We start from the raw sequence: 20,321 nt of genomic DNA on the forward strand, positions 1-20,321 counted from the left end.
TTCCACGGTTTAATATTACTGGTAACGTTTCGCCACTAACCGTCTATTGAGAAGCCAACGAACCACTTACCATCTACTAAAATAAAAGTTTTTATGTGAAAATAGGAGTGAAGTTAAGAAAAACCTGCAATGATCGTGTAGCGGCTATTATGGGTAGTACTCTTTTAACTTTCATCTTCCGTTTTATCTTTACGTTGATTAAGTTTTACTACAGTTCCGTCAAACAATAAAGTTCCACGTTCACAAAATTGTTCTATATACTTTATTACAATAAATCTATCAATATTATTAAAACTCATGCACAATGTTTCAATAGTTATTACTTTATGTTTCATTACAATATCTAATATTTCAACATCTGGTTTTGTTATTGTTTTTGTACCAACTTGCCCAACCTGTTGTTGCATAAAAGAAACTTGATTTTTTAAAAGATCGAAAGTTTCTTTATTTAAGTGCCCAATACTACCTTTAATTTCGCTTAACTCTTTCTTCAGTTCAGCTACATCAGAGTTAGATTTGTCCTGCATAATTTTTTTTATCTCATCAATTTGTTTTGAATGAGAGCCATAATAAAAATACATAGATAAAACTAGAGATATTATCGCTAATAGGTCTGCTATTATGCCTAAATAATTTACTTGCCCCATAACTATGCGTTTTTAGATTTTATCCAGTCATACTCTTCTTGGGTAAAACCAACAGCTGCCCATTCACCAGAAAGTTTGGCCACAAATAATTTATCATTTCGATCTATAAATTGTTTCAAGTAATCACGAATAACTGCTGTTGATGTGTTATTCGCTGAAATTAACCAAACAGAACCTGTTTGATGCCACCAAAAACCATATTTCTTGATTGCACCAGTGAGTGTGTCGTAATCTCTTCCAGGATTCGATAAATCATACGTAATTGAATATAATGCCATATTTTTCTTTTATAATTTTTAATTTCTGTGTTTAGATTTTCCGATGCATTACCCATAACAATTCAATAGTTGTTAGACTATACCTCCTATCAACCTCACAGTTGGATATATTACCACTATCATATTCTAAATTAGTAATCTCAAATATATTAAGATTTCTATTATGCTGCATTAATTTCATATTTTATTTCTTACGATTCCTCCATTTGTCATTAGAAAATATACTCTATCTACATTCTTTAATTTGTTACCAAGGTTAGCCCCCAATTATGATAACCGGGATTACTATTTCATACCACTCCATAGATTTGATTTTAAGAAGGCTCAATGTATTGAATAGTATTTCAAAAGGGTATGTAATTTGGGAGTATTCGTTATGCTAAAAAGGATTTTTAGACTTGAAATAAGAGTGGATTAGTTTACGTTGTGCATATCCACGATGCAAGTACAAAAGTATATCAGTGTTTAGAAATGGCTAAAATACTGTAATATATGCGAAATGATTCATGTGGCAGTGGGGGAGATAACCATAATTTCGCTCATTTCAATGTTTTAACAGAGTAACTATGATTTTTCTCTACAGAAGAATCTTAAATCATCCAACTGTTGATAAATAAAAACTCATCTATTTCTCCTTTTAACAAACCATAAGTGAAATAATGTAACGGATTGATAAAATATAAAAAATCACGTATAATCTCTTTAGACTTTGGATTTTCTAGAACGTCAAAGCTTGAATAAAATGTCAAGAAGTCTCTGTCATAGTGTGCTGAAGCCTTATTTCTAATACTAGCCATTACATTATCATAATCATAGGTGGCTTTGAATTCTGTAAGTTCTCTGTTAAGCATATCAAAAAACTTTTTGTATATATCTTTTTCTTCATTTGTAACAGTTTTGTAAACTTCACTTTTATACTTATGATAGGTGTTAATTGTTTCGTATATAAATAAGTAAGCTATTTTAATGTTGTAGAATTTCTCCCAAGCCGATTTTGATCTTTTTAAATTTCTATAAGTACACAGCAAATCGATATAGCTACTCGTTACAAAAGAAAAAAATTCAATTTTCATTTTTTTTTGGTCGGATATTACAACATCTTCTTTATTTAAAAAATCAATTTTGGACAATAATCTAGCACTAAGTTCAAGCTCTTCTTGATAGTGATTTATTCTCTCGTCAATTTCTTTGAAAGTCATCATTGTCTAAATTACCTTTATAGTTCTGCAATTCTGCGATAGCTGTTAAAATTAACGGAACTACTCCAAATATAAAATTCCTTTATGATTTTTGATTGAAAATCGTGAGGACATCGAACCTGGTGGTTACGCAAAGCCGATACTTATGTGTCTTCATTTTTACTTTTTGCCCGTTTTAAAAACTCAGGGATGGTTGTATTAATGAAAAGGTTAACATATTGTTCAGCAACATCATTTGCGTTAACAATATATTTTAGTCTTTCATTTTTATATTTTTTTATTTTGTATTCCAGGTAAAATTTTGGCATCATTCTTTTGAACTCATCTCCTAAATCCATATTGAATTTTTCAGAATTTTTATATAACATCATAGGGCCTTCAATATCATCTTTTTCAGAATCTTTGAATATAGCTCTATGTGAGTTTAAATGTCTTGCATTAATAATATGCTCAAAACTTTTATGATAATATTCTATTATGTTTAAAGGGATAGAACCTTTCAAAGTTTCAGATTTTAATAAATTTTCCCAAGTGCATCTTTTACCATTATATCCAACTTCATACACCTCATTTATCATTAATTTAAATAATTCTAAAATCGTATGAACCTTATGATAAAACACTTCCGTGTGATACTTTATGTAATCTAAATGCGAAATTTCATTTTTTTCATAAAACTTTTTAAGAGGGAATCGCCGAAGAAAGATTTCTATTTTTCTTAAATCTTGTTGTGTTTCATGGATTTTTGAAAAGTGCTTGAATACTTGCTGCGCATATTTTCCTTCTTGACTTAATAGGTTATGATTGTTTTTGCAAGAGCTGTATGCAGGGTGTTTATGAATTTCTATCATTGTTCTATTAACGACTTCGAAAAACTTGTTATGCAATTCTCCATTAAATTGGGTAATTTCCATTTTGCTCGGTTAAAGGGTTCCTATGTTTAAGCGGCTTTACAAGTAATCCGCTAACAGTTTATAAGATAATAGTTTTTAGTGAAAAAGGAAGAACAATTTAAGAAAGTTCAATAAGTGCTCCTAAATGCTATCATAAGCTATTTTGGTATCTATTCTCAATCACTTTAGTTTTTACTTCTCTAAAAGGATTGTTGTCTGATAATAACGTTTCTATATTTTCATCATATGACCATTTTTCATTTATGTATGACCAAAAAACTTGATAAAAGGAACTATCCTTGTTGTCTCTATAAGCTATAACACCAACGCATTTTGTTGCTTTTTGATCATATTTATGAGCAAGTAAAAAATTATTCAGTGCATTTTCCCAGTACTTTGAAAGGTATGTTTTGAAAGGTATAAAAACAAAAGCACAATCTGTTCTTGGAACATGTATTCTAAATGGGGTGATAATATTTTTATCATCACATTTTTCAATCATTTTTAAAAATCTAATCCTGAATTCGTAAAGTTCAGTACGATTAAGTTTAGCAATTTCTTTGATGATTTCATAATATTCGGTTTGATGTTTTGTCATAGTTATTTTGTTTGAAAAAACATCAATTAAAAATTTGATACTAAATTCTTCTGAGTTTATTGTTTGTTCTTTTAGTTTAAGTATATACCTTGGTTCATAGTGATTAGTTTCGAGTGTTTCAAAAAAATGAGCTAAAAAATACTGTTCAGGAAGCTGAATACTTAATTCTGTATTTTCTAAAAAATATTGTTCTCGAAATTCCAAATATTCATCTATTTCCGCCGGTGTTATTAAAAATTTACAAATCCAATAATAGTCCTCAGCATGAAACAAATGAACTAATCCTATTTTAGAGCTTTGGTAAAACTTTTTTTGTCGTAAATCTTCTGGAAAAGATTTGTGTGAATCATAAATAATAATTTTTCTCTTAGTCTTACAATTTTGTGCGTTTACAATATTTAGAAAATGACCTTTTTCATTTTGAATTGAAATCTCATTATAACTTTCTAAATAGTTTAATGTTGATTTGATTTGTAAGACTGCTTTTTTCAAGATTTTATTTTCAAACCATTTTTTTTCATTACCATTTTCTCCTTCTTTGTCTTTAATTTGAATTATAAATAGTATGTCATCAAGCCAAACAACGTTATCTGCAAATTCTAACTTCTGATTTGTGTCCAAATCTTTAAAGTCATTTTTGCTAAATGTAAATTCTTTGAAGAATACATTTGAATTAATGATTGAAATATTGTTTTCAGATTTTGTTTTTTGCATTATAGAGGTAAAATGACATATAACGTTTTACGGCTTCGAGACTGTTGCGAAGCCAGCGAACTGTCTGATAAGATAGAGTTTTTTCGTGAAGAAAAAACGAGAAGCTAATCAAACAACCAGCAATAGTGGTTAACGGTTGTTGGCAGTAGTTTTTTATTCATCGTTATATCCTCCATCATAATATTCACTCATTCTTCTTTCAACTAATTCGTCAATGTCAACATAATTTTCTGCGTCAATTCCTAAATATTCAACTGGATCTGGATACTCATAGTTTGTAAAAACATCGCTTAAGCCTACTATTTTTAATTGTTGATAGCCATCAATTTTTAAACCACAGGAAAAACAAGCTAATTTTGCGGGCAAATATCTTACTTCTTCTTTAAGTTCTCCATCTATTATTTTAGCACTTGAAACAGACACTTGTTCTCCTGTTAATAAAGCTTCATTTCCACAACAAGGACAATTTGGTTTAAGAGTATGTTTTAAAAATTTTCTCAATTCTTTTTCAGAAATTTCTTTTCTTTTGGTAAGCTCTTCTTCGCTCAATTCACTATAAACTTTTTTGTATGCTTCAATTCTGTCAATTACCATTTTCTTTATTTTAGCATCATCTTCTTGAATCATTATAGATGCTGCTTTTGCTTCTTGTTCGCCGAATAAATCTATTAAGTTTAAACCTTGATGATTTAATAGAATATTGTTAATACGATAATAATCACTAATCCAGATTTTTACGGGAAATTCTTGAAATCCTTTTAACCCACTGTGTAGTTCAGTGTTTCTCTCATTGATTATTAATGCTGCTTGTTTTTGTTCGTTTTGAGTAAAATCATTTATAATTTCTCCTAATCTATTAATTGCTGTAGTAATTGAGATGGATTTTGGTTGATTTGTAACTTCAAACCCAAAAGCATATAATAAACTTTTAAAATCATTAGAATTTGGAGTTTCAGCTAATAAAGCAGGATGTATTTTAGCTAATGTACTTCTAATAATAAATTCAAGAGATAATGATAACCAAAATGGATATAAATCACCTTCTCTTTCTTCATCGTGTGCTCTTTCAATATAAAGTTGCGCTTTTGTAAACAATTCGTTGTGACTAAATGCTATACTCATAATTTATTTATAGTAAAATTCGATTCTTTCAATTATTCTTTCTTTGTTTAGATTCGTAATTGAATCTCTAGAATGTAATATTCTCCAATTATCAATTATTAGAAAAGATTTAGGTTTCCAATTAATTTCAATTTTACTTGAATTATTTATAATTTGTTCCAATTCAACCTTTTTCTTTTTTATAACAGAATCCATTATTACAGGATTATAACGCAACATTTTTTTTCCATTTATTCTTTTGTTTATCAAAGGAGTAATTTCTTTAAATCCATTACCATTAATGTTAAAAATAGAATGATAGAAAATATTTTGATTGTTTAAAGCTAATTCAAAACCATCAAGTAAAAATGTCTTGGCTACTTCTATTTCACTAGACTTTAATTTCAATACAATAAATTTCGGAGGTATCTTATTTTGTACTCCATCGTTATGAAACGGAAATGCATTCAATCCATATATTTTTGACAATGTTATTCTTGAATCACTTGATTTATTTGGAGTTAAAGTGTTTTTTTTTATCGAAAAAGAGTCATCTGTATTTTTTTGAAATATGGACAACAATTCATTGTCTGAAAAATCTCCATTTCCAAAAAACCAACCATTTTTTTCAATTTCTTCTATCATCTCTAAGATTTTCGATAAAATTACTGCCAACAATTATATAGTCGTTAAATTATACTTCCTATCAACCTCACAAGTTTTGTATAACTACTACCATATTCTAAATTAACAATCTCAAATATATTAAGATTTCTTTCATAAAACATTAATTACGTGTTTTATTTCTTACGTCTTTTCTAACTGTCATTATGAAAAATACCTCTTCTATAGTTTTTGAATTTTTCTTTAATGTTTATGCCTAGAACTAGAACTGGGTTAATAATTGTAATTTCAGTCCAAACTAAAAAAATGGATTTAAAATGAGATAAATGTTTAGAATAGTATGTCAAAAAATTTATGCTGTTAAGAGTTTTCGTTATGTAAATAAAGAGCAAAAAAAAAAAGATGCCATAGCATCTTTAATCTTTGTTTTTATTTACTTGTCTGAAATTTAATATTCAAAAAAATCTTTTAATGATATTCCTATCATTTTACAGAACTTATTAATTGTATAGATTGTTACACCTCTCTTATTGTTAGTGCTTTCCCATCTATTTAGTATTTGCCTGTCAATTTCATGTTTTTTGGCAAATTCTGTCTGAGTTAGCCCTGTCTTAATTCTCAGATGCTGAATTCTTTCAGCTATCTGATTTTTTAATTCTATATCTTCTTTATCAAGCTCTGCCATACCGCAATTTTGGTATATTTTTAAAAAATACTGTAATCCATTTGGATTACAAATGTGTTTTGTATATATTTGCGATAAATATTACATTTGCGATTCTTCATATAATAATATTTGAAGCATTCGCTTTGAATCTCGACTTTGAAAACTGGTAATTTTTGCAACGAGATGATAAGTGCCAATGCTCACGCTCTAGGGCGTGGGCTCACTTATTGTTGCAGGGTATACCAGTACCTCAAAGTCAATAAGCTGAGTTCCGCGCCTTTTTTGCGTTTACTACGCTCACAGATTCACCATTTTTATTAGCCACAAGATAGAGGATAACTGCTGTACTGTTGCCTATTGTCTTATGTAGGATAGCATTGTAAAAGTCTGCCTTAACAGCCATAGTAATAAGTACAATGGTCAAGTTGCTTTATTTGAGTTGGGTTATTGGAATTAGTAATCGTTAGGGCAGCTTTTTTTCAATTACGAATTCGGTAGCTAATGCTTAAAACAACTAGTAATAACAAAACCCTATAGCCTATGGTATAAAAAACACAACTAAACAAACCAAGAAAAAAAAAGACTTCCTATCTCGTCGCCAAACTAACATAGGAAGCCGAAGCCTAATTAAACTATTGTTCAATTAAACTGGGCCGAGCGTTAAAAAAAACAGTCCGGTGGACTGTTTTAGCGAAGGAGCCAGGCGGCGCGGTGGCCTTCAAATACTAAAAAACTTTGCCTATGACATAACTAAACTAACAAAAAAGGCTCTTCCTGTATCGTCTGCAAACTACTCAGGAGAGCCATCAATAAACAAAACTAATGTTTCATTTAATCAACCAAAATTATGAATAAATCTTTATTATTCAGGAGTAGGGCTGTTATTTGGTATTCTATTTACTCATGGATCTTCCTTTTAAGCCTAACCTGTTTTGCCCAAAACCAACCCTACGACTCCGCTCAGGGCAAGCCCACTACAATTACCGGTACTGTAACAGATGCTAATGGAGTCCTACCAGGCGTTACAGTTACTGTAAAAGGGACTAACCAAAGTACCATAACCGATTCCACCGGAAAATACACCATCATGATGAGGCAGGAAGGAGTGCTTGTATTCAGTTACATCGGATACAAAATGACTGAAGTTGCCGTTAACGGTAAAACCTCAATTAATGTTACCATGAAAGAAGACGCCACCACTTTACAAGAAGTGACCGTGAATGCAGGTTACTATACAGTGAAAGAGAAGGAGCGGACTGGCAGTATTGCTAAGATTACTGCAAAAGAGATTGAGAAACAGCCGGTGAGTAACCCTTTAGCAGCAATGCAAGGACGGTTATCGGGGGTGAATATCATTCAGAATTCAGGATTGCCCGGTGGTCGTTTTAGTATACAAGTGCGTGGATTAAATAGTATTCGTACCGATGGTAACGACCCTTTGTATGTTGTTGATGGTGTGCCTTATTCTTCCCAATCGCTGGGTGATAATACTATCTCATCGGCTGCAATTACCGGAATGGTAAACCCACTTAATATGATTAACCCTGCCGATATTGAAAGTATTGAGGTATTAAAAGATGCTGATGCTACAGCTATTTACGGTTCTCGCGGTGCAAATGGGGTTATCCTGATAACAACTAAAAAAGGAAAAACAGCTAAGACAAGCTTTGCCGTAAACGCTTTTTCAACAGTGGGTAAGGTTGCCCGTGAGTTGACGATGATGAATACAGCGCAATATTTGGCTATGCGTACTGAAGCTTTTGCCAATGACAATATTGCTACCTATCCGAACGGGGCTTATGATGTTAACGGTGCCTGGGATCAAAGTCGATATACAAATTGGCGTAAGGAACTCATGGGAGGCACAGCCAATATTAACAGTGCGCAAGCCTCGGTATCGGGGGGCAGTCCCAATACTCAATTTATGGTTAGCGGTACCTATCGAAAGGAAACAACCGTTTTTCCCGGAGATGCCCATTATGGCAGAGGTGCCGTTCACAGCAGCATTACCCATAAATCGGAGGACAATAAATTCAGCATCAATTTTTCGGCTGACTATGCCGGGGATAAAAATACGTTACCGGGGAGAGACTTAACCTCACGCGCTTATAGTTTGGCACCCAATGCCCCTGCTTTGTATGACGATAATGGAAACCTGAATTGGCAAAACGGTACTTGGATTAATCCGTTGGCTACTATGCAAGGAGATTATATCACCACAAATCAAAACTTAGTGGCCAATACCTTGCTATCGTATAAAATAATCCCGGATTTGGAGGCAAAAGCCAGTTTGGGTTATAATGAGGTAAGAAGTACTCAAAACGTTACCGTTCCTTTGAGTGTTTATAGCCCGTTTGATACTTCCAACCACGAAGCTTTATTGATGGTCAATAACGGCAGTGGTCGTTCGTATATTTTTGAACCTCAGTTACACTATGGCAAAAAGTGGCACAAGTTGGAAACTAAGGTTATGGTAGGGGCGACTTTTCAAAGCCAGAAAACTACCAAATTGGCGCAAACCGGTTCGGGCTTTACTAGTGATGCCTTAATTAACAGCCTTGCGGCTGCCACCACTGTAAGGGTTTTGAACCATACCGTTACAGATTATAAATACAGCGCTTTGTTCACCAGGGTAAACTTTGATTGGGACAATCGCTATTTACTCAATTTAACGGGAAGACGAGACGGCTCGAGTAGATTTGGCCCTGCAAATCGTTATGCCAACTTTGGAGCTGTGGGTGCTGCCTGGATTTTTAGTCGGGAAAAGTGGTTTAAGGAGCGTAACAGTGTTTTGAGTTTTGGTAAGCTTCGCGCCAGTTACGGTACTACAGGTAATGACCAAATTGGAGATTACCAATATTTAGACACGTACCAAGTATCGCCTTATTTGTATGATGGGGTGGTAGGATTGACCCCGGCACGTTTGTTTAATCCTGATTTTGGGTGGGAAACCAATACCAAATTTGAGGTGGCTGCAGAGCTTGGGTTTTTTAAAGACAGAATTTTTCTTTCGGCCGCTTATTTTAAAAACCGCTCGTCGAATCAGTTGATTGGAGTGCCGTTGCCGGGCACTACGGGTTTCCCAACGATACAATCTAATTTTGATGCTACTGTCGAGAATACGGGACTTGAAATTGAATTGCGTACAGAGAACCTCAAAAGCAAAGATTTCTCATGGACGACGAACTTGAACCTTACGACTCCTAAAAATACCCTTGTTGCATTTCCAAATCTTGAGTTGTCTACCTATGCTAATTTACTGGTGGTGGGTGAATCCTTATTTATTACCAAAGGGTATGATTATACCGGTATAGACCCGGTGACCGGCACTTATACTTTTAGGGATTACAATGGCGACGGACAAATTTCGACTTTAGACAAGCAAGCCATTATGGACACGGCACCCGATTTTTACGGTGGTCTTTCGAATCAAATACAATATAAAAACTGGAATTTGGATTTTCTTTTTCAGTTTGTAAAACAGCAGGGTAGGAACTACTATCAGACTTCGCCACTAGCCGGTTCTATGGCAAATCTTCCGGCCGATTTTACAAGTCATTTTCCGGACAATGGTACAACGAGTGTCTCACAAATATACACCACCGGACAAAACAGTGCCGCGGTTGATGCTTACTACAATTTTATTGAAAGTAATGCTACCGTGAGTGATGCCTCGTATGTGCGGTTGAAAAGTATGAGTATTTCCTATTCGATTCCGTCTCGATGGTCAAAAGCCTTTAGTGCTAAAATTTATTTACAAGGGCAAAACCTCTTGACTTTTACCCATTATAAAGGAATTGACCCGGAGAACCAGTCGATGAGTTCACTGCCGCCACTAAAACAGTTTACACTTGGCGTACAACTAGGATTTTAACTTTAAAAAGCAAACTATGAAAACAAAAATTTATACCAAAATACTAGCCGTAATTACGCTGTTTGGCGTACTAGGCTGTAGTGATTTTACGGAAGTGGATACACCGCAATCACAACTCACAACTCCGGACGTTTATAAAAATGTTGAAACTGCTGAAGCTGCTGTGACAGACATTTATGCTCACATTAGAGAATTAGGTATCGTAAGCGGAACCCTTGGCGGTGTTTCGGTATTGCTTTCCTGTTATAGCGATGAGATGCAATTTACCAGCCAAAATACAGATATACTACAGTTTTATGACCATACTATGGTGGCTTCAAACGGATTGTTAAAGCCTATGTGGTCTAACACCTATACTGAGATTTATGCTGCCAATATGGTACTGGAAGGGCTTGCCAATTCAACAGCAATCAGTGCTGCGGATAGAGACAGACTAACCGGTGAGGCTTATTTTTTGAGAGCCTATTTGCATTTTTATCTCAGCAATGTATTTGGGGATATTCCTTATGTGACCACAACGAATTATGTTGCTAATGCTACTATAGGTAAAACTCCTGCCGATGAGGTTTTGCAAAAAGTGACTGTTGACCTATTGTTGGCGGAAACACTACTGCCAACTTCTTATCCAACAGCCGAACGTGTGAGAGTAAATAAAGCTGTGGCCACAGCCATGTTGGCCAGGGTTTATTTGTACCGCGGTGATTGGAATAATGCTGTGGCTAAAGCAACAGCCGTAATTGATAATCCGGCTTATGTTTGGGTGAACAATCCTGCTACTGAATTCCTGCGTCAATCAACTTCCACTATCTTGGCACTGCATCCGGGTACTCCGGGCTTGAATGCTAAGGACGGTCGTACTTTTATTTATTCAAGCGGACCACCATCAAAACCTTTTTTATCGCCACAGTTTGTTGCTTCCTTTGAAGCGGGCGATTTAAGACGTACCAATTGGGTACGTACAGTTACCACTGCAGGCGTAAACTGGTACATGTCCTATAAATACAAAAAAACAGGAGCTACGCCCACATCGGAAGAGTACACTATTTTACTCCGACTGCCGGAACAGTATTTAATTAGAGCCGAAGCGTATGCCCATTTAAACCAAATCCCGGCAGCACAGGCTGATATTAATAAAATAAGAACAAAAGCAGGATTAGGGAACACTACAGCGGTAACCCAAGCAGGCCTACTAGCGGCTGTTGCTAAAGAACGAAAATATGAACTCTTTACAGAGCAAGGACATCGTTGGTTTGATTTGAAAAGAACAGGTCAAGCGGCTACTGTGCTCTCGCCGATAAAACCCAATTGGGAAGGGACCGATTTGCTTTTTCCTTTACCGGCTTCCGAACTGCTTTTGAATGCTAATTTGTTGCCCCAAAACCCCGGATATTAATGAAGCACACTCTTTTTTTATGGATTGTTATGGTACCGCTTTTGCAGGCGGTACCCTGTTTTGGTCAAAATAAGACCAAGAAACGAGTTACCGTTGACGACTATGCCCGATGGAGTACAATGGGAGATGTACAGCTTTCGGCCAACGGTAAATGGGTAAACTATAAACTGAACTATGATTACGGCGCCGACACACTTTTTGTAGCATCTATTCAAGGTAAGAAAAGGATAGCTTTTCCAAAGGCTGAACGTTATTCGTTTAGCCAGGACGGGAAATACTTTGCGGTAATCGAATCAGAAGGCAAGCTAAGGTTGCTGGATCTTGATAATAAACAAGAAAGGCAATACTTGGATGTAGTTGACTATGAGTTTTCACCACATGATTTGGTGATTATAACCCAATCCGACAACAAGCAAACACTTATTGTATTTGATTTGGATAGCGGTGGTGAAACTGTATTTGAGGACTGTAGTGAGTTTGCCATAGCTAAGGATGGTAAAATAGCTATGGTAGCTGAGCAGTCGATACAGTATTACCAAAACGGCAAAGTGATTAAGTTACCCTTTACAGCCTTAAGTGAAAAAATGTTATTTAAAAAGTTGGCGTGGAATGCTCAAGCCAATGCCATTTGCTTTTTGGAGCCTATGGTAATAAGTCAAGGGATGGAGTCCAACAAGATATACCATTACAGTATAGACAGTCAAAGCACTACGGTATTGAATCCGACAACAGTTGAGGTGCTACAAGGACAATTGATTTATGGTGAAGGCAATACTGCGCTACGATTTTCAGACGATGGCAGTCAAGTGTTATTTTATTACAGCGAACCTAAAGAAAAAGAAGTCAAACAGCCCTATGAAGTTTGGGATACGGATACTGTTTATGAATATGGTTGGAACAAGTTGTATGGTAATCCCAGGGTATTGAATAAATTAGCTTCGTGGTTCACGGCAACAAACAAAGTGGTACTAATTGGCACAAATGAACGCCCGAGTGCTATACTTACTATTGACGGGAACTATGCGGTTTGCTATGACCTAAAGCAGTATGAACCCCAGTATGAACAGGTGGCTCCGGCTGATATGTACTTAAAGCATATTGATACGGGTGAAGAAAAGCTATTACTTCCCAAACAAAGTACAGCACCGGGGATGACGGGTATATCCCCGAAAGGCAATTATTTTTATTATTACAAAGACAGGAATTGGTGGATTTATGATAGTAAAAAAGGTGTTCATCATAACGTGAGTGGTGTCCTTCCTATTGCCGTTACCGATCATCAGCGCTATGAAGCCGGACCACCTTATCCGTATGCCAGTCCGGGTTGGTCATCCGATGAAAAATACTTTATTGTTTATGACGCTTATGATATGTGGGTGATTACTGTGGATGATTATAAGGCACGCAGAGTTACACGCGGAAAAGAGCAGCAAGTACAATTTAGATTGAGTGAGGAGCTTTATCCGTTAGCAAGGAAACAGTTTAAGGATGAATACCTTGTAAGGCTTATCGATTTTTCCAAAGGGTTGTTATTGTATGCTAGCACGGCTGGGGGTGAAAGTGGTTATTACAAAATGAATCCCGATTTTTCTATATCAAAAATACTGTTTGGTAATTCCGGTAAAAGCCGATTGCAAAAAGCAGCCCATACTGAGGATTATATTTTTGTGGAGGAAACCGCTGTAAACCCACCTAGGCTGATGCATTTTAGCGGTAAGCGACCGACAAAAACTATTTTTCAATCGAATCCATTTGCCAAAGCGTATAAGTGGGGTACAGCAGAATTGATTGATTACCAAAATACCGATGGAGTGCCGTTAAAGGGCATACTATACAAACCGGCTGATTATGTTAAGGGCAAGCAGTATCCTATGGTGGTTTTTATTTACGAAAAACAATCGACGGGATTTCATAATTACATAGTTCCTACTGAATTTGATTCTGTAGGGTTTAATGCAGCCCATTATTTTTTGGATGGATATCTTGTGTTCTTTCCGGATATCGTTTATACACCGGGGCAAGCAGGACTTTCTGCCTTAGATTGCGTGGTGGCTGCCGTGGATAAAGTTAAAAGTATGGGAATAGTGGATGATAAGCGGATTGGGCTCATTGGCCATTCCTTTGGTGGATATGAAAGTACCTTTATCATTACGCAGACAAAGCTGTTCACGGCTGCGGTGAGCGGTGCCGGTGTTACAAATCTCATAAGCGGATATTTTTCTTATTCAACTCCCGCCAGAAGACCTGATGCTTGGCGCTATGAATCACAACAACATCGGTTTGGATTTTCACCTTTTGACAATTGGGAAGCGTATAGTAAAAACAGTCCTTTGCCCCATGCAACACAGTGTGAAACACCATTGTTAAGTTGGGCCGGAAAAAAGGATACCAACGTTTTGTGGACACAATTAGCGGAATTTCACATGGCTTTGCGTAGGTTAAGGAAAAAGAACCTTTTTATAGTATATGAAAATGAAGGACATGCTGTGAAAACTCCTGAATTGCAGAAGGATTTGAGTATGAGAATAAAGCATTGGTTTGATTTTTACCTTAAAGAGAAAAGTGTGGTTATTGATTAGTAAAGAAGCCGAAACGATTTTGTTTCGGCTTCTTCTTTTTCTAATTTACTTTTCTGTACAATTCGATGACACAGTCGGTTTGGCTGCTCATATCGTACAGGAAGGCTCCGTTCGTGCCAATGCGACATTGCGGTTTAGAACTGTCGTCAGTACACAAAGTACTGGTAACATCACAATCGTCTTCCGGGTTATGACCCCAGATGTCGACAACATCTTTACCGGCAGTTGGAGCCGGTGTGAAAGCAAATGCTGCAAAAACGGCAAAAGCTACAGCAAATAACGAAAAAACAGGTTTTAAAAAATTTGTTTTCATAATTATTACAATTTAATGGTTTATGACCTACTCTGTTACAGGTTTTCGGTCTTCCCCTGATACTGCGCGGTATATTTTTATAAAACAATTTAGTATTGCCAAGGTTGATAATAATCGGTCTTTATTCTTTCGATTGTAAGATGTTTGCCATTGAGATTGACCACATAGTCGTTAATCACAATGAATTCATCCATAGTTGTGTCTTGTTTGTTATAGATGTAGAAACTAAAGGCGTAGGTGTTGTCTTTTAGATTGTATACATCTATTATGGAGGCTTTGTCCCACATGATTTTGGGTTCATGTTTGCCCATTAAAGCCGAATTGACGAACAGATAATTACCATAAGAAGCCATGAGACGATTTACCAGTAGTGGCTGTTTGGCCAGCACGGTTTCATTTTTAGACTTGATTTTTGCTACTTTAACTTGGGCTTTAGTGATGGTGTCAATAGTTTTTCCGGTTTTTATAAGTGTAAGTTTTGGATTGGTAATGAGGAATTGATTGCGATAAAAGTAGGTGTAGATTATTTGATTGGTTTGTTCATTAAATAGCAGTTGCCCGCTGGTATCAAATAAACCATCGACTTGTTTTTTTAGAAGATTGTGGTTCAATATTAATTTTTTCTCTTCCCCAAACCATAGAACACCGAGAACGTTTTGCTTTGTTTTTGAACTCACGGCTCTTACTATACCGCTATGCTTATTAGTAGGCACAAAAGCATTAAAATAGTCCTTTGTATTGCTCTTTAATGTTGCTTTCCAAGTGAGGGTGTCTCCTGTAAACACACAAGGAACGGTGCCGTCTGTGAAGTAGAAGTAAGGTGGTTTTACGGATAACCTAGGTGCTTTGTATTTAAAATCTATTCTTGGCATATTGATTCGGACTTCTTTTATTTTTTTTAGCTTTAAATCATAAATGGTTACCAATAAAGGTGCTGTTTTATTTCCGAGGTAAATGTGCTTATTGTCGTATCCTGCTATGAAATATGAAGCGTATGGCAGTTCGATTGCAATTTTATCTGTAGTAGGATGCTTTGGAAAACGACGTATAAAGTTGTTTCGATGATGGATGGTGTTTTCAGAGCTGATATAGAGAATTATTATGGTGCAGATACTCAATAGCGCTACCGTTGCGGTTGTAGCCAGTCTGATTTTAACAGGACTGTTTCTTTTCGATAAGAATAGTGCTGACAGACTTAGCATAACAAAAATGAGATTGAAAATTAGGTGTTGTTCCCAATTCATTTCTTCGAGTATACCCCCACAAGAGCAGGGCGTAAAAGGACTGAAATGAAGCATGATAAAAATATAGGCCGAGAACATCAGCATCAGTGAGAACGATCCGTAAAGGCCTATGTAACGGTATTTGGGCAGTAATAACAGGCAACTTATCAGAAGTTCAACAATAGGTACCATATAGGAAACCGGACTTGCATAAGCACTCAACAAAGGCGATTGCCCTAATTGCACCTGAAAATTCTCAAAATCCAATAGTTTTGTAACAGCCGCATACAAATACAACACTATATGAAGGAGTGCAACAACATAAATAAAATGCGATTTGAAAGAAGCAGCAAGTTTCATTACAACAGTGATTAGATGATTACTGTGGTAAAGTTTTGAATTTAAATACTTTACAAAAGGTTGATTTGGGAATTTCAATGAGTAAATAGCGGAGACAACTCATGTATTGCGGTTTAAACCATTTTCCCGTTTTACCATGGTTGGCGGATAATGGTATTTTCTCTTGAAAGCTTTTAAGAAGGTAGGATAATCACTAAAACCACAGCAAAGAGCAATATCTTTAAAAGGAAGAGTAGTATCCTCAATAAGTAAGTGAGCCTTTTTCAGCCGTTCATCATTATAAAATTGATAAATGCTGGTCTTTTGCAATCTCCTAAAACTATTTTTCAAAGCAAATTCGTTGGTGCCAAACATTCTGGCCAGTTTCCTGGTCGATGGGAGAGGTTCCTCCAAGTTATTATAAATATAATCAAGTACCTTCCTAACAAGGAGTAAACTGCTGTCATCAAGCAAACCTAAATCAGTTTTTCTGCTGAGGTACGGATTATAATACGCCATTTCCTCTAACTTTTCAGCCAATTGGTTGAGCAAGGTAGCCAATTCATCAAAGGATTCATCCGCACCATCCAACACCATCCGATACCCCAAGTTACCGTTAGCAAGAGCCAACAGCATACGGTAAATAGCTTTAATCCGATCTTGGTTTTGTAACGAACCCATGAGTATATAGCAGTGAGAAATAGTCGGAGAAGAATCAAATGAGAATAACCAAAACTATAAAATACAAATTCCCGAATCAAACACTATAGTGTGCCATTCGGGAATTACATACTCCAATTTAAAGTCAAATCTTCAATAAATTCAATACTTTCAAAAAATCACAACCACTCAAATACTTTCAAATAATGGCACTATGCCATCCTGAGCTTGTCGAAGGACTGAGCTGAGCCTGCCCTGAGCGTAGTTGAAGGGTCGAAGGACTGAGCTTAGCCTGCCCTGAGCTTGTCGAAGGGAAGGGAAGGGTCGAAGACCCCTCTTTACAACGAAACCCAATCCGTTTCCCATTTGTCAGTCTGAGCTTGTCGAAGACCTGAGCTGAGCCCTCACTGAGCCTAGTTTACCCTGAGCCTGTCGAAGGGAAGGGAAGGGTCGAAGACCCCTCTTTACAAAGAAACCCAATCAATAACCCCATTGTCACCCTGAGCTTGTCGAAGGGCTGAGCTACGCCTGCCCTGCGCTTAATCATAGACCATCTCTACCACCAAAACCCAATCCGTTTCCCATTTGTCAGTCTGAGCTGAGCCTGCCCTGAGCGTAGTTGAAGGGTCGAAGACCTGAGCTGAGCCTGTCCTGAGCCTAGTTTACCCTGAGCCTGTCGAAGGGAAGGATCGAAGACCCCTCTTTACAACGAAACCCAATCAATAACCCCATTGTCAGTCTGAGCTTGTCGAAGACCTGAGCTGAGTTTACCCTGAGCTTGTCGAAGGGAAGGGAAGGGAAGGCAAGAAAATGGAAGGCAAGAAAAACAAACAACAAAAATCCCAATCAACCAAACATATTAAAAAATCAAGTAATTTAGTACAAATAAAACAATATGAAAACCTACTTCGTATACATAGTAAAATGCAATGACGACAGCTACTATACCGGTTTTACAAACAATTTAGAAAGGAGAATGCAGGAGCACAGCTCAGGAAAAAAGAAAGACTGTTACACTTTCAATAAAAGACCTTTACAGTTGGTTTGGTTCGAAACCTTCAACGATGTACAGAATGCCATCGCTATAGAAAAGCAAATAAAGGGATGGTCAAGAAGAAAAAAAGAAGCCCTCATAAAACAAGATTGGGACAGACTAATCCAATATTCCAAAAACTACACCCAATACGGCAAAGAGTCTTCGACAAGCTCAGACTGACAATGTCGTAAACAATTGTTTTTTTCCAAAAACTAATACCTCTTAATGCTAACAACCATCAGTTAATTATGGAGATCCCATTCTTAGCCGACTTTATCCTTAGCTGAGTTTACCTTGTGCCTAGTTTACCCTTAGCCTAGTTTACCCTTAGCCTAGTTTACCCTGAGCTGAGCCTGCCCTGAGCTTGTCGAAGGGAAGGGAAGGGTCAAAGACCCCTGCAAACCACCAAACCCAATCAATACCCCCATTGTCACCCTGAGCTTGTCGAAGGGCTGAGTTGAGCCTGCCCTGAGCCTAGTTTACCCTGAGCCTGTCGAAGGGAAGGGTCGAAGACCCTCTTTTACACATAACATTACTATCAACCCCATTGTCATCCTGAGCTTGTCGAAGGACTGAGCCTAGTTTACTCTGAGCTTAGCCTGCCCTGAGCTTGTCGAAGGGAAGGGAAGGGAAGGGAAGGGAAGGGAAGGGAAGGGTCGAAGCACCGTAACCCTAACGTCTTCGCATACCAATTACAAATGAATTACCAAGTTTTTACAAACTCAATCAAATCCAATTTGATTAATTCCCAATGCTTACCTCTGAGACAGTCTGGTTCAAAATCATCATCCGCTTCGCTAAAATCTGTAAAGTTTTTAAGGAGTTGTGGGGTATGGTGAGTATAAGGGTAGCGTTTTTGGTGTAAAGCAAACATTTCAGCAAGGCTGTAAGTATCTTTAAGTTCGTGTATATCCCAAAAATCTTTTTTTCTTCCTCCCCTGGAAATGACGTCCATTTTCATAGCAATGATATCCGCGACGGTAGCCATTCGAATGTTATCAGTAACAACCATTGCATCAAGAAAAGGGTCAACATAAAAAAGATCAAGTTTAACACATTCTTTGGGACTATAGCCTATATAATAAGACTTACCAAAACCTACAGCAGCAAAATCATTGGTGTCAACATAGGGATACACCTCACGCAAATAGGCATCTATGGCACCAAAATCTACTGAACCATAAGCTTCATCGGTAAATAAGTCTATATCAACAGACATGCGATGGCCTTGGTATAAACTGAGAGCTGTTCCACCAACTAACCGAAACGGAGCGAAAACTTCAGCCTTCATTAAATTTTCTAATATTGATCTCAATAAAGGGGTTACGGTATTATAATAAAGCATGTTTATCAGTATTTAAAACTATAGAAATAGTTTCGTTTCCATAAAAACGGGTAATTTCTCTTTTCTCTGCTTCATTGCCACGCTCAAAAACTCTTTTAATAATGGCTTTCTTTTGTTTTTGCCAATCCAGCTTTTCCATTTTGGTATCCCAAAACAAAACCGGTCTGATGATAGATAAATCGGGAAGTGAACTATTTTGTTTATTTTTCTCTCGCTCAATATCATAATATACCTGTAGAATCATAAAAAAACCTTCCTCAATGCCCAAGAGTTTTTCAATCTTTAAAGCAAGTCCAATATTCATATCGCGTTTCCCTTTGGTAATAGTGGACAAAGTTTGTGGATACTCCTGAATTTGAAGCGCAAAATTTCCTTTACGTAGGCCACGTTTTTTTAACTCGCGTTCCAATACAAAACCCGGATGGATACCTCTTAATATACTTATATGTTTATTCATAACACAAAAGTAAACAAAAATGTTTATATTTTTATGTTAATTTCTACCACAATAGTTTTTATTTAATTATCCCACTTTACCGCAAAACCCAATCAATACCTCCATTGTCAGTCTGAGCCTGTCGAAGACCTGAGCTGAGCCTGCCCTGAGCGTAGTCGAAGGGTCGAAGACCCCTCGTTACAACGAAACCCAATCAATAATCCCACTGTCAGTCTGAGCTTGTCGAAGACCTAAGCTGAGTTTCCCCTGAGACAGCAGAAGGGAAGGGTCAAAGACCCCCGCAAACAACCAAACCCAATCAATAACTCTATTGTCAGTCTGAGCTTGTCGAAGACCTGAGCTTAGCCTGCCATGAGCTGAGTTTACCCTGAGCCTGTCGAA

General features: G+C 36.6%; 17 protein-coding genes. 4 read left to right on the top strand and 13 right to left on the bottom strand.

Annotated features, from left to right (window positions below):
* Positions 1-164: 164 nt before the first annotated feature.
* From SK086_RS05880 to SK086_RS05915, 8 genes are all read right to left on the bottom strand, one after another.
* Positions 165-647: a hypothetical protein gene (locus SK086_RS05880; protein WP_324690448.1), complete on the bottom strand. Its 483-nt coding sequence runs from the start codon at positions 645-647 to the stop codon at positions 165-167.
* Positions 648-649: 2 nt separating this feature from the next.
* Positions 650-925 (bottom strand): CRISPR-associated protein Cas2, encoded by a 276-nt coding sequence (locus SK086_RS05885; RefSeq protein ID WP_324690450.1) that lies wholly within the window; start codon positions 923-925, stop codon positions 650-652.
* A 590-nt stretch (positions 926-1,515) separates the two neighbouring features.
* Positions 1,516-2,127, bottom strand: coding sequence for a hypothetical protein (locus tag SK086_RS05890; RefSeq protein WP_324690451.1), 612 nt, complete (start codon positions 2,125-2,127; stop codon positions 1,516-1,518).
* A gap of 140 nt (positions 2,128-2,267) precedes the next feature.
* Positions 2,268-3,038, bottom strand: a complete 771-nt coding sequence (locus SK086_RS05895) for a Cthe_2314 family HEPN domain-containing protein (RefSeq protein WP_324690452.1) — start codon at positions 3,036-3,038, stop codon at positions 2,268-2,270.
* A 130-nt stretch (positions 3,039-3,168) separates the two neighbouring features.
* Positions 3,169-4,329, bottom strand: coding sequence for a hypothetical protein (locus SK086_RS05900; protein ID WP_324690453.1), 1,161 nt, complete (start codon positions 4,327-4,329; stop codon positions 3,169-3,171).
* Positions 4,330-4,482: 153 nt separating this feature from the next.
* Positions 4,483-5,451, bottom strand: a complete 969-nt coding sequence (locus SK086_RS05905; RefSeq protein WP_324690454.1) for a hypothetical protein — start codon at positions 5,449-5,451, stop codon at positions 4,483-4,485.
* 3 nt (positions 5,452-5,454) lie between these two features.
* Entirely contained in the window at positions 5,455-6,075 is a 621-nt protein-coding gene (locus SK086_RS05910) for a Fe(II)-2OG oxygenase family protein (RefSeq protein WP_324690455.1), read from the bottom strand.
* Between the two features lie 427 nt (positions 6,076-6,502).
* Positions 6,503-6,739: a helix-turn-helix domain-containing protein gene (locus SK086_RS05915; RefSeq protein ID WP_324690456.1), complete on the bottom strand. Its 237-nt coding sequence runs from the start codon at positions 6,737-6,739 to the stop codon at positions 6,503-6,505.
* An 829-nt stretch (positions 6,740-7,568) separates the two neighbouring features.
* On the opposite strand from SK086_RS05915, the gene SK086_RS05920 reads away from it, so the two are divergent.
* Genes SK086_RS05920 through SK086_RS05930 form a run of 3 tightly spaced genes read left to right on the top strand, consistent with a single transcriptional unit; the run spans position 7,569 to position 14,567 of the window.
* Positions 7,569-10,595 (top strand): SusC/RagA family TonB-linked outer membrane protein, encoded by a 3,027-nt coding sequence (locus tag SK086_RS05920; RefSeq protein ID WP_324690457.1) that lies wholly within the window; start codon positions 7,569-7,571, stop codon positions 10,593-10,595.
* A gap of 16 nt (positions 10,596-10,611) precedes the next feature.
* A complete protein-coding gene (locus SK086_RS05925; protein WP_324690458.1) occupies positions 10,612-11,988 on the top strand; it encodes a RagB/SusD family nutrient uptake outer membrane protein in 1,377 nt (458 codons plus the stop codon).
* Complete coding sequence (locus tag SK086_RS05930) at positions 11,988-14,567, top strand: S9 family peptidase (RefSeq protein ID WP_324690459.1); 2,580 nt, start codon at positions 11,988-11,990, stop codon at positions 14,565-14,567. The genes SK086_RS05925 and SK086_RS05930 overlap by 1 nt, the downstream gene beginning before the upstream one ends.
* Positions 14,568-14,607: 40 nt before the next feature.
* Here SK086_RS05930 and SK086_RS05935 read toward each other — a convergent pair whose 3' ends face one another.
* The 3 genes from SK086_RS05935 to SK086_RS05945 all read right to left on the bottom strand — a co-directional run bounded on the left by SK086_RS05935 (position 14,608) and on the right by SK086_RS05945 (position 17,123).
* Positions 14,608-14,880, bottom strand: a complete 273-nt coding sequence (locus SK086_RS05935) for a DUF6520 family protein (protein WP_324690460.1) — start codon at positions 14,878-14,880, stop codon at positions 14,608-14,610.
* Between the two features lie 89 nt (positions 14,881-14,969).
* Positions 14,970-16,463 carry a MauE/DoxX family redox-associated membrane protein gene (locus tag SK086_RS05940; RefSeq protein ID WP_324690461.1) on the bottom strand — a complete coding sequence of 498 codons (1,494 nt, stop codon included), beginning with the start codon at positions 16,461-16,463 and terminating at the stop codon, positions 14,970-14,972.
* A 99-nt stretch (positions 16,464-16,562) separates the two neighbouring features.
* Positions 16,563-17,123 carry a helix-turn-helix domain-containing protein gene (locus SK086_RS05945; RefSeq protein WP_324690463.1) on the bottom strand — a complete coding sequence of 187 codons (561 nt, stop codon included), beginning with the start codon at positions 17,121-17,123 and terminating at the stop codon, positions 16,563-16,565.
* Between the two features lie 874 nt (positions 17,124-17,997).
* Here SK086_RS05945 and SK086_RS05950 point away from each other — a divergent pair.
* Complete coding sequence (locus tag SK086_RS05950; protein ID WP_324690464.1) at positions 17,998-18,318, top strand: GIY-YIG nuclease family protein; 321 nt, start codon at positions 17,998-18,000, stop codon at positions 18,316-18,318.
* A 523-nt stretch (positions 18,319-18,841) separates the two neighbouring features.
* Here the strand turns inward: SK086_RS05950 and SK086_RS05955 are convergent.
* Together SK086_RS05955 and SK086_RS05960 are read right to left on the bottom strand one after the other, a co-directional pair.
* Positions 18,842-19,483 carry a nucleotidyl transferase AbiEii/AbiGii toxin family protein gene (locus SK086_RS05955; RefSeq protein WP_324690465.1) on the bottom strand — a complete coding sequence of 214 codons (642 nt, stop codon included), beginning with the start codon at positions 19,481-19,483 and terminating at the stop codon, positions 18,842-18,844.
* A complete protein-coding gene (locus SK086_RS05960; protein WP_324690466.1) occupies positions 19,470-19,940 on the bottom strand; it encodes a helix-turn-helix transcriptional regulator in 471 nt (156 codons plus the stop codon). Before SK086_RS05960 ends, SK086_RS05955 begins: the two co-directional genes overlap by 14 nt.
* Positions 19,941-20,321: the final 381 nt, after the last annotated feature.

The organism is Flavobacterium cheonhonense (assembly GCF_035671315.1).
In the GTDB taxonomy this organism is placed as follows: Bacteria; Bacteroidota; Bacteroidia; order Flavobacteriales; family Flavobacteriaceae; genus Flavobacterium; species Flavobacterium cheonhonense.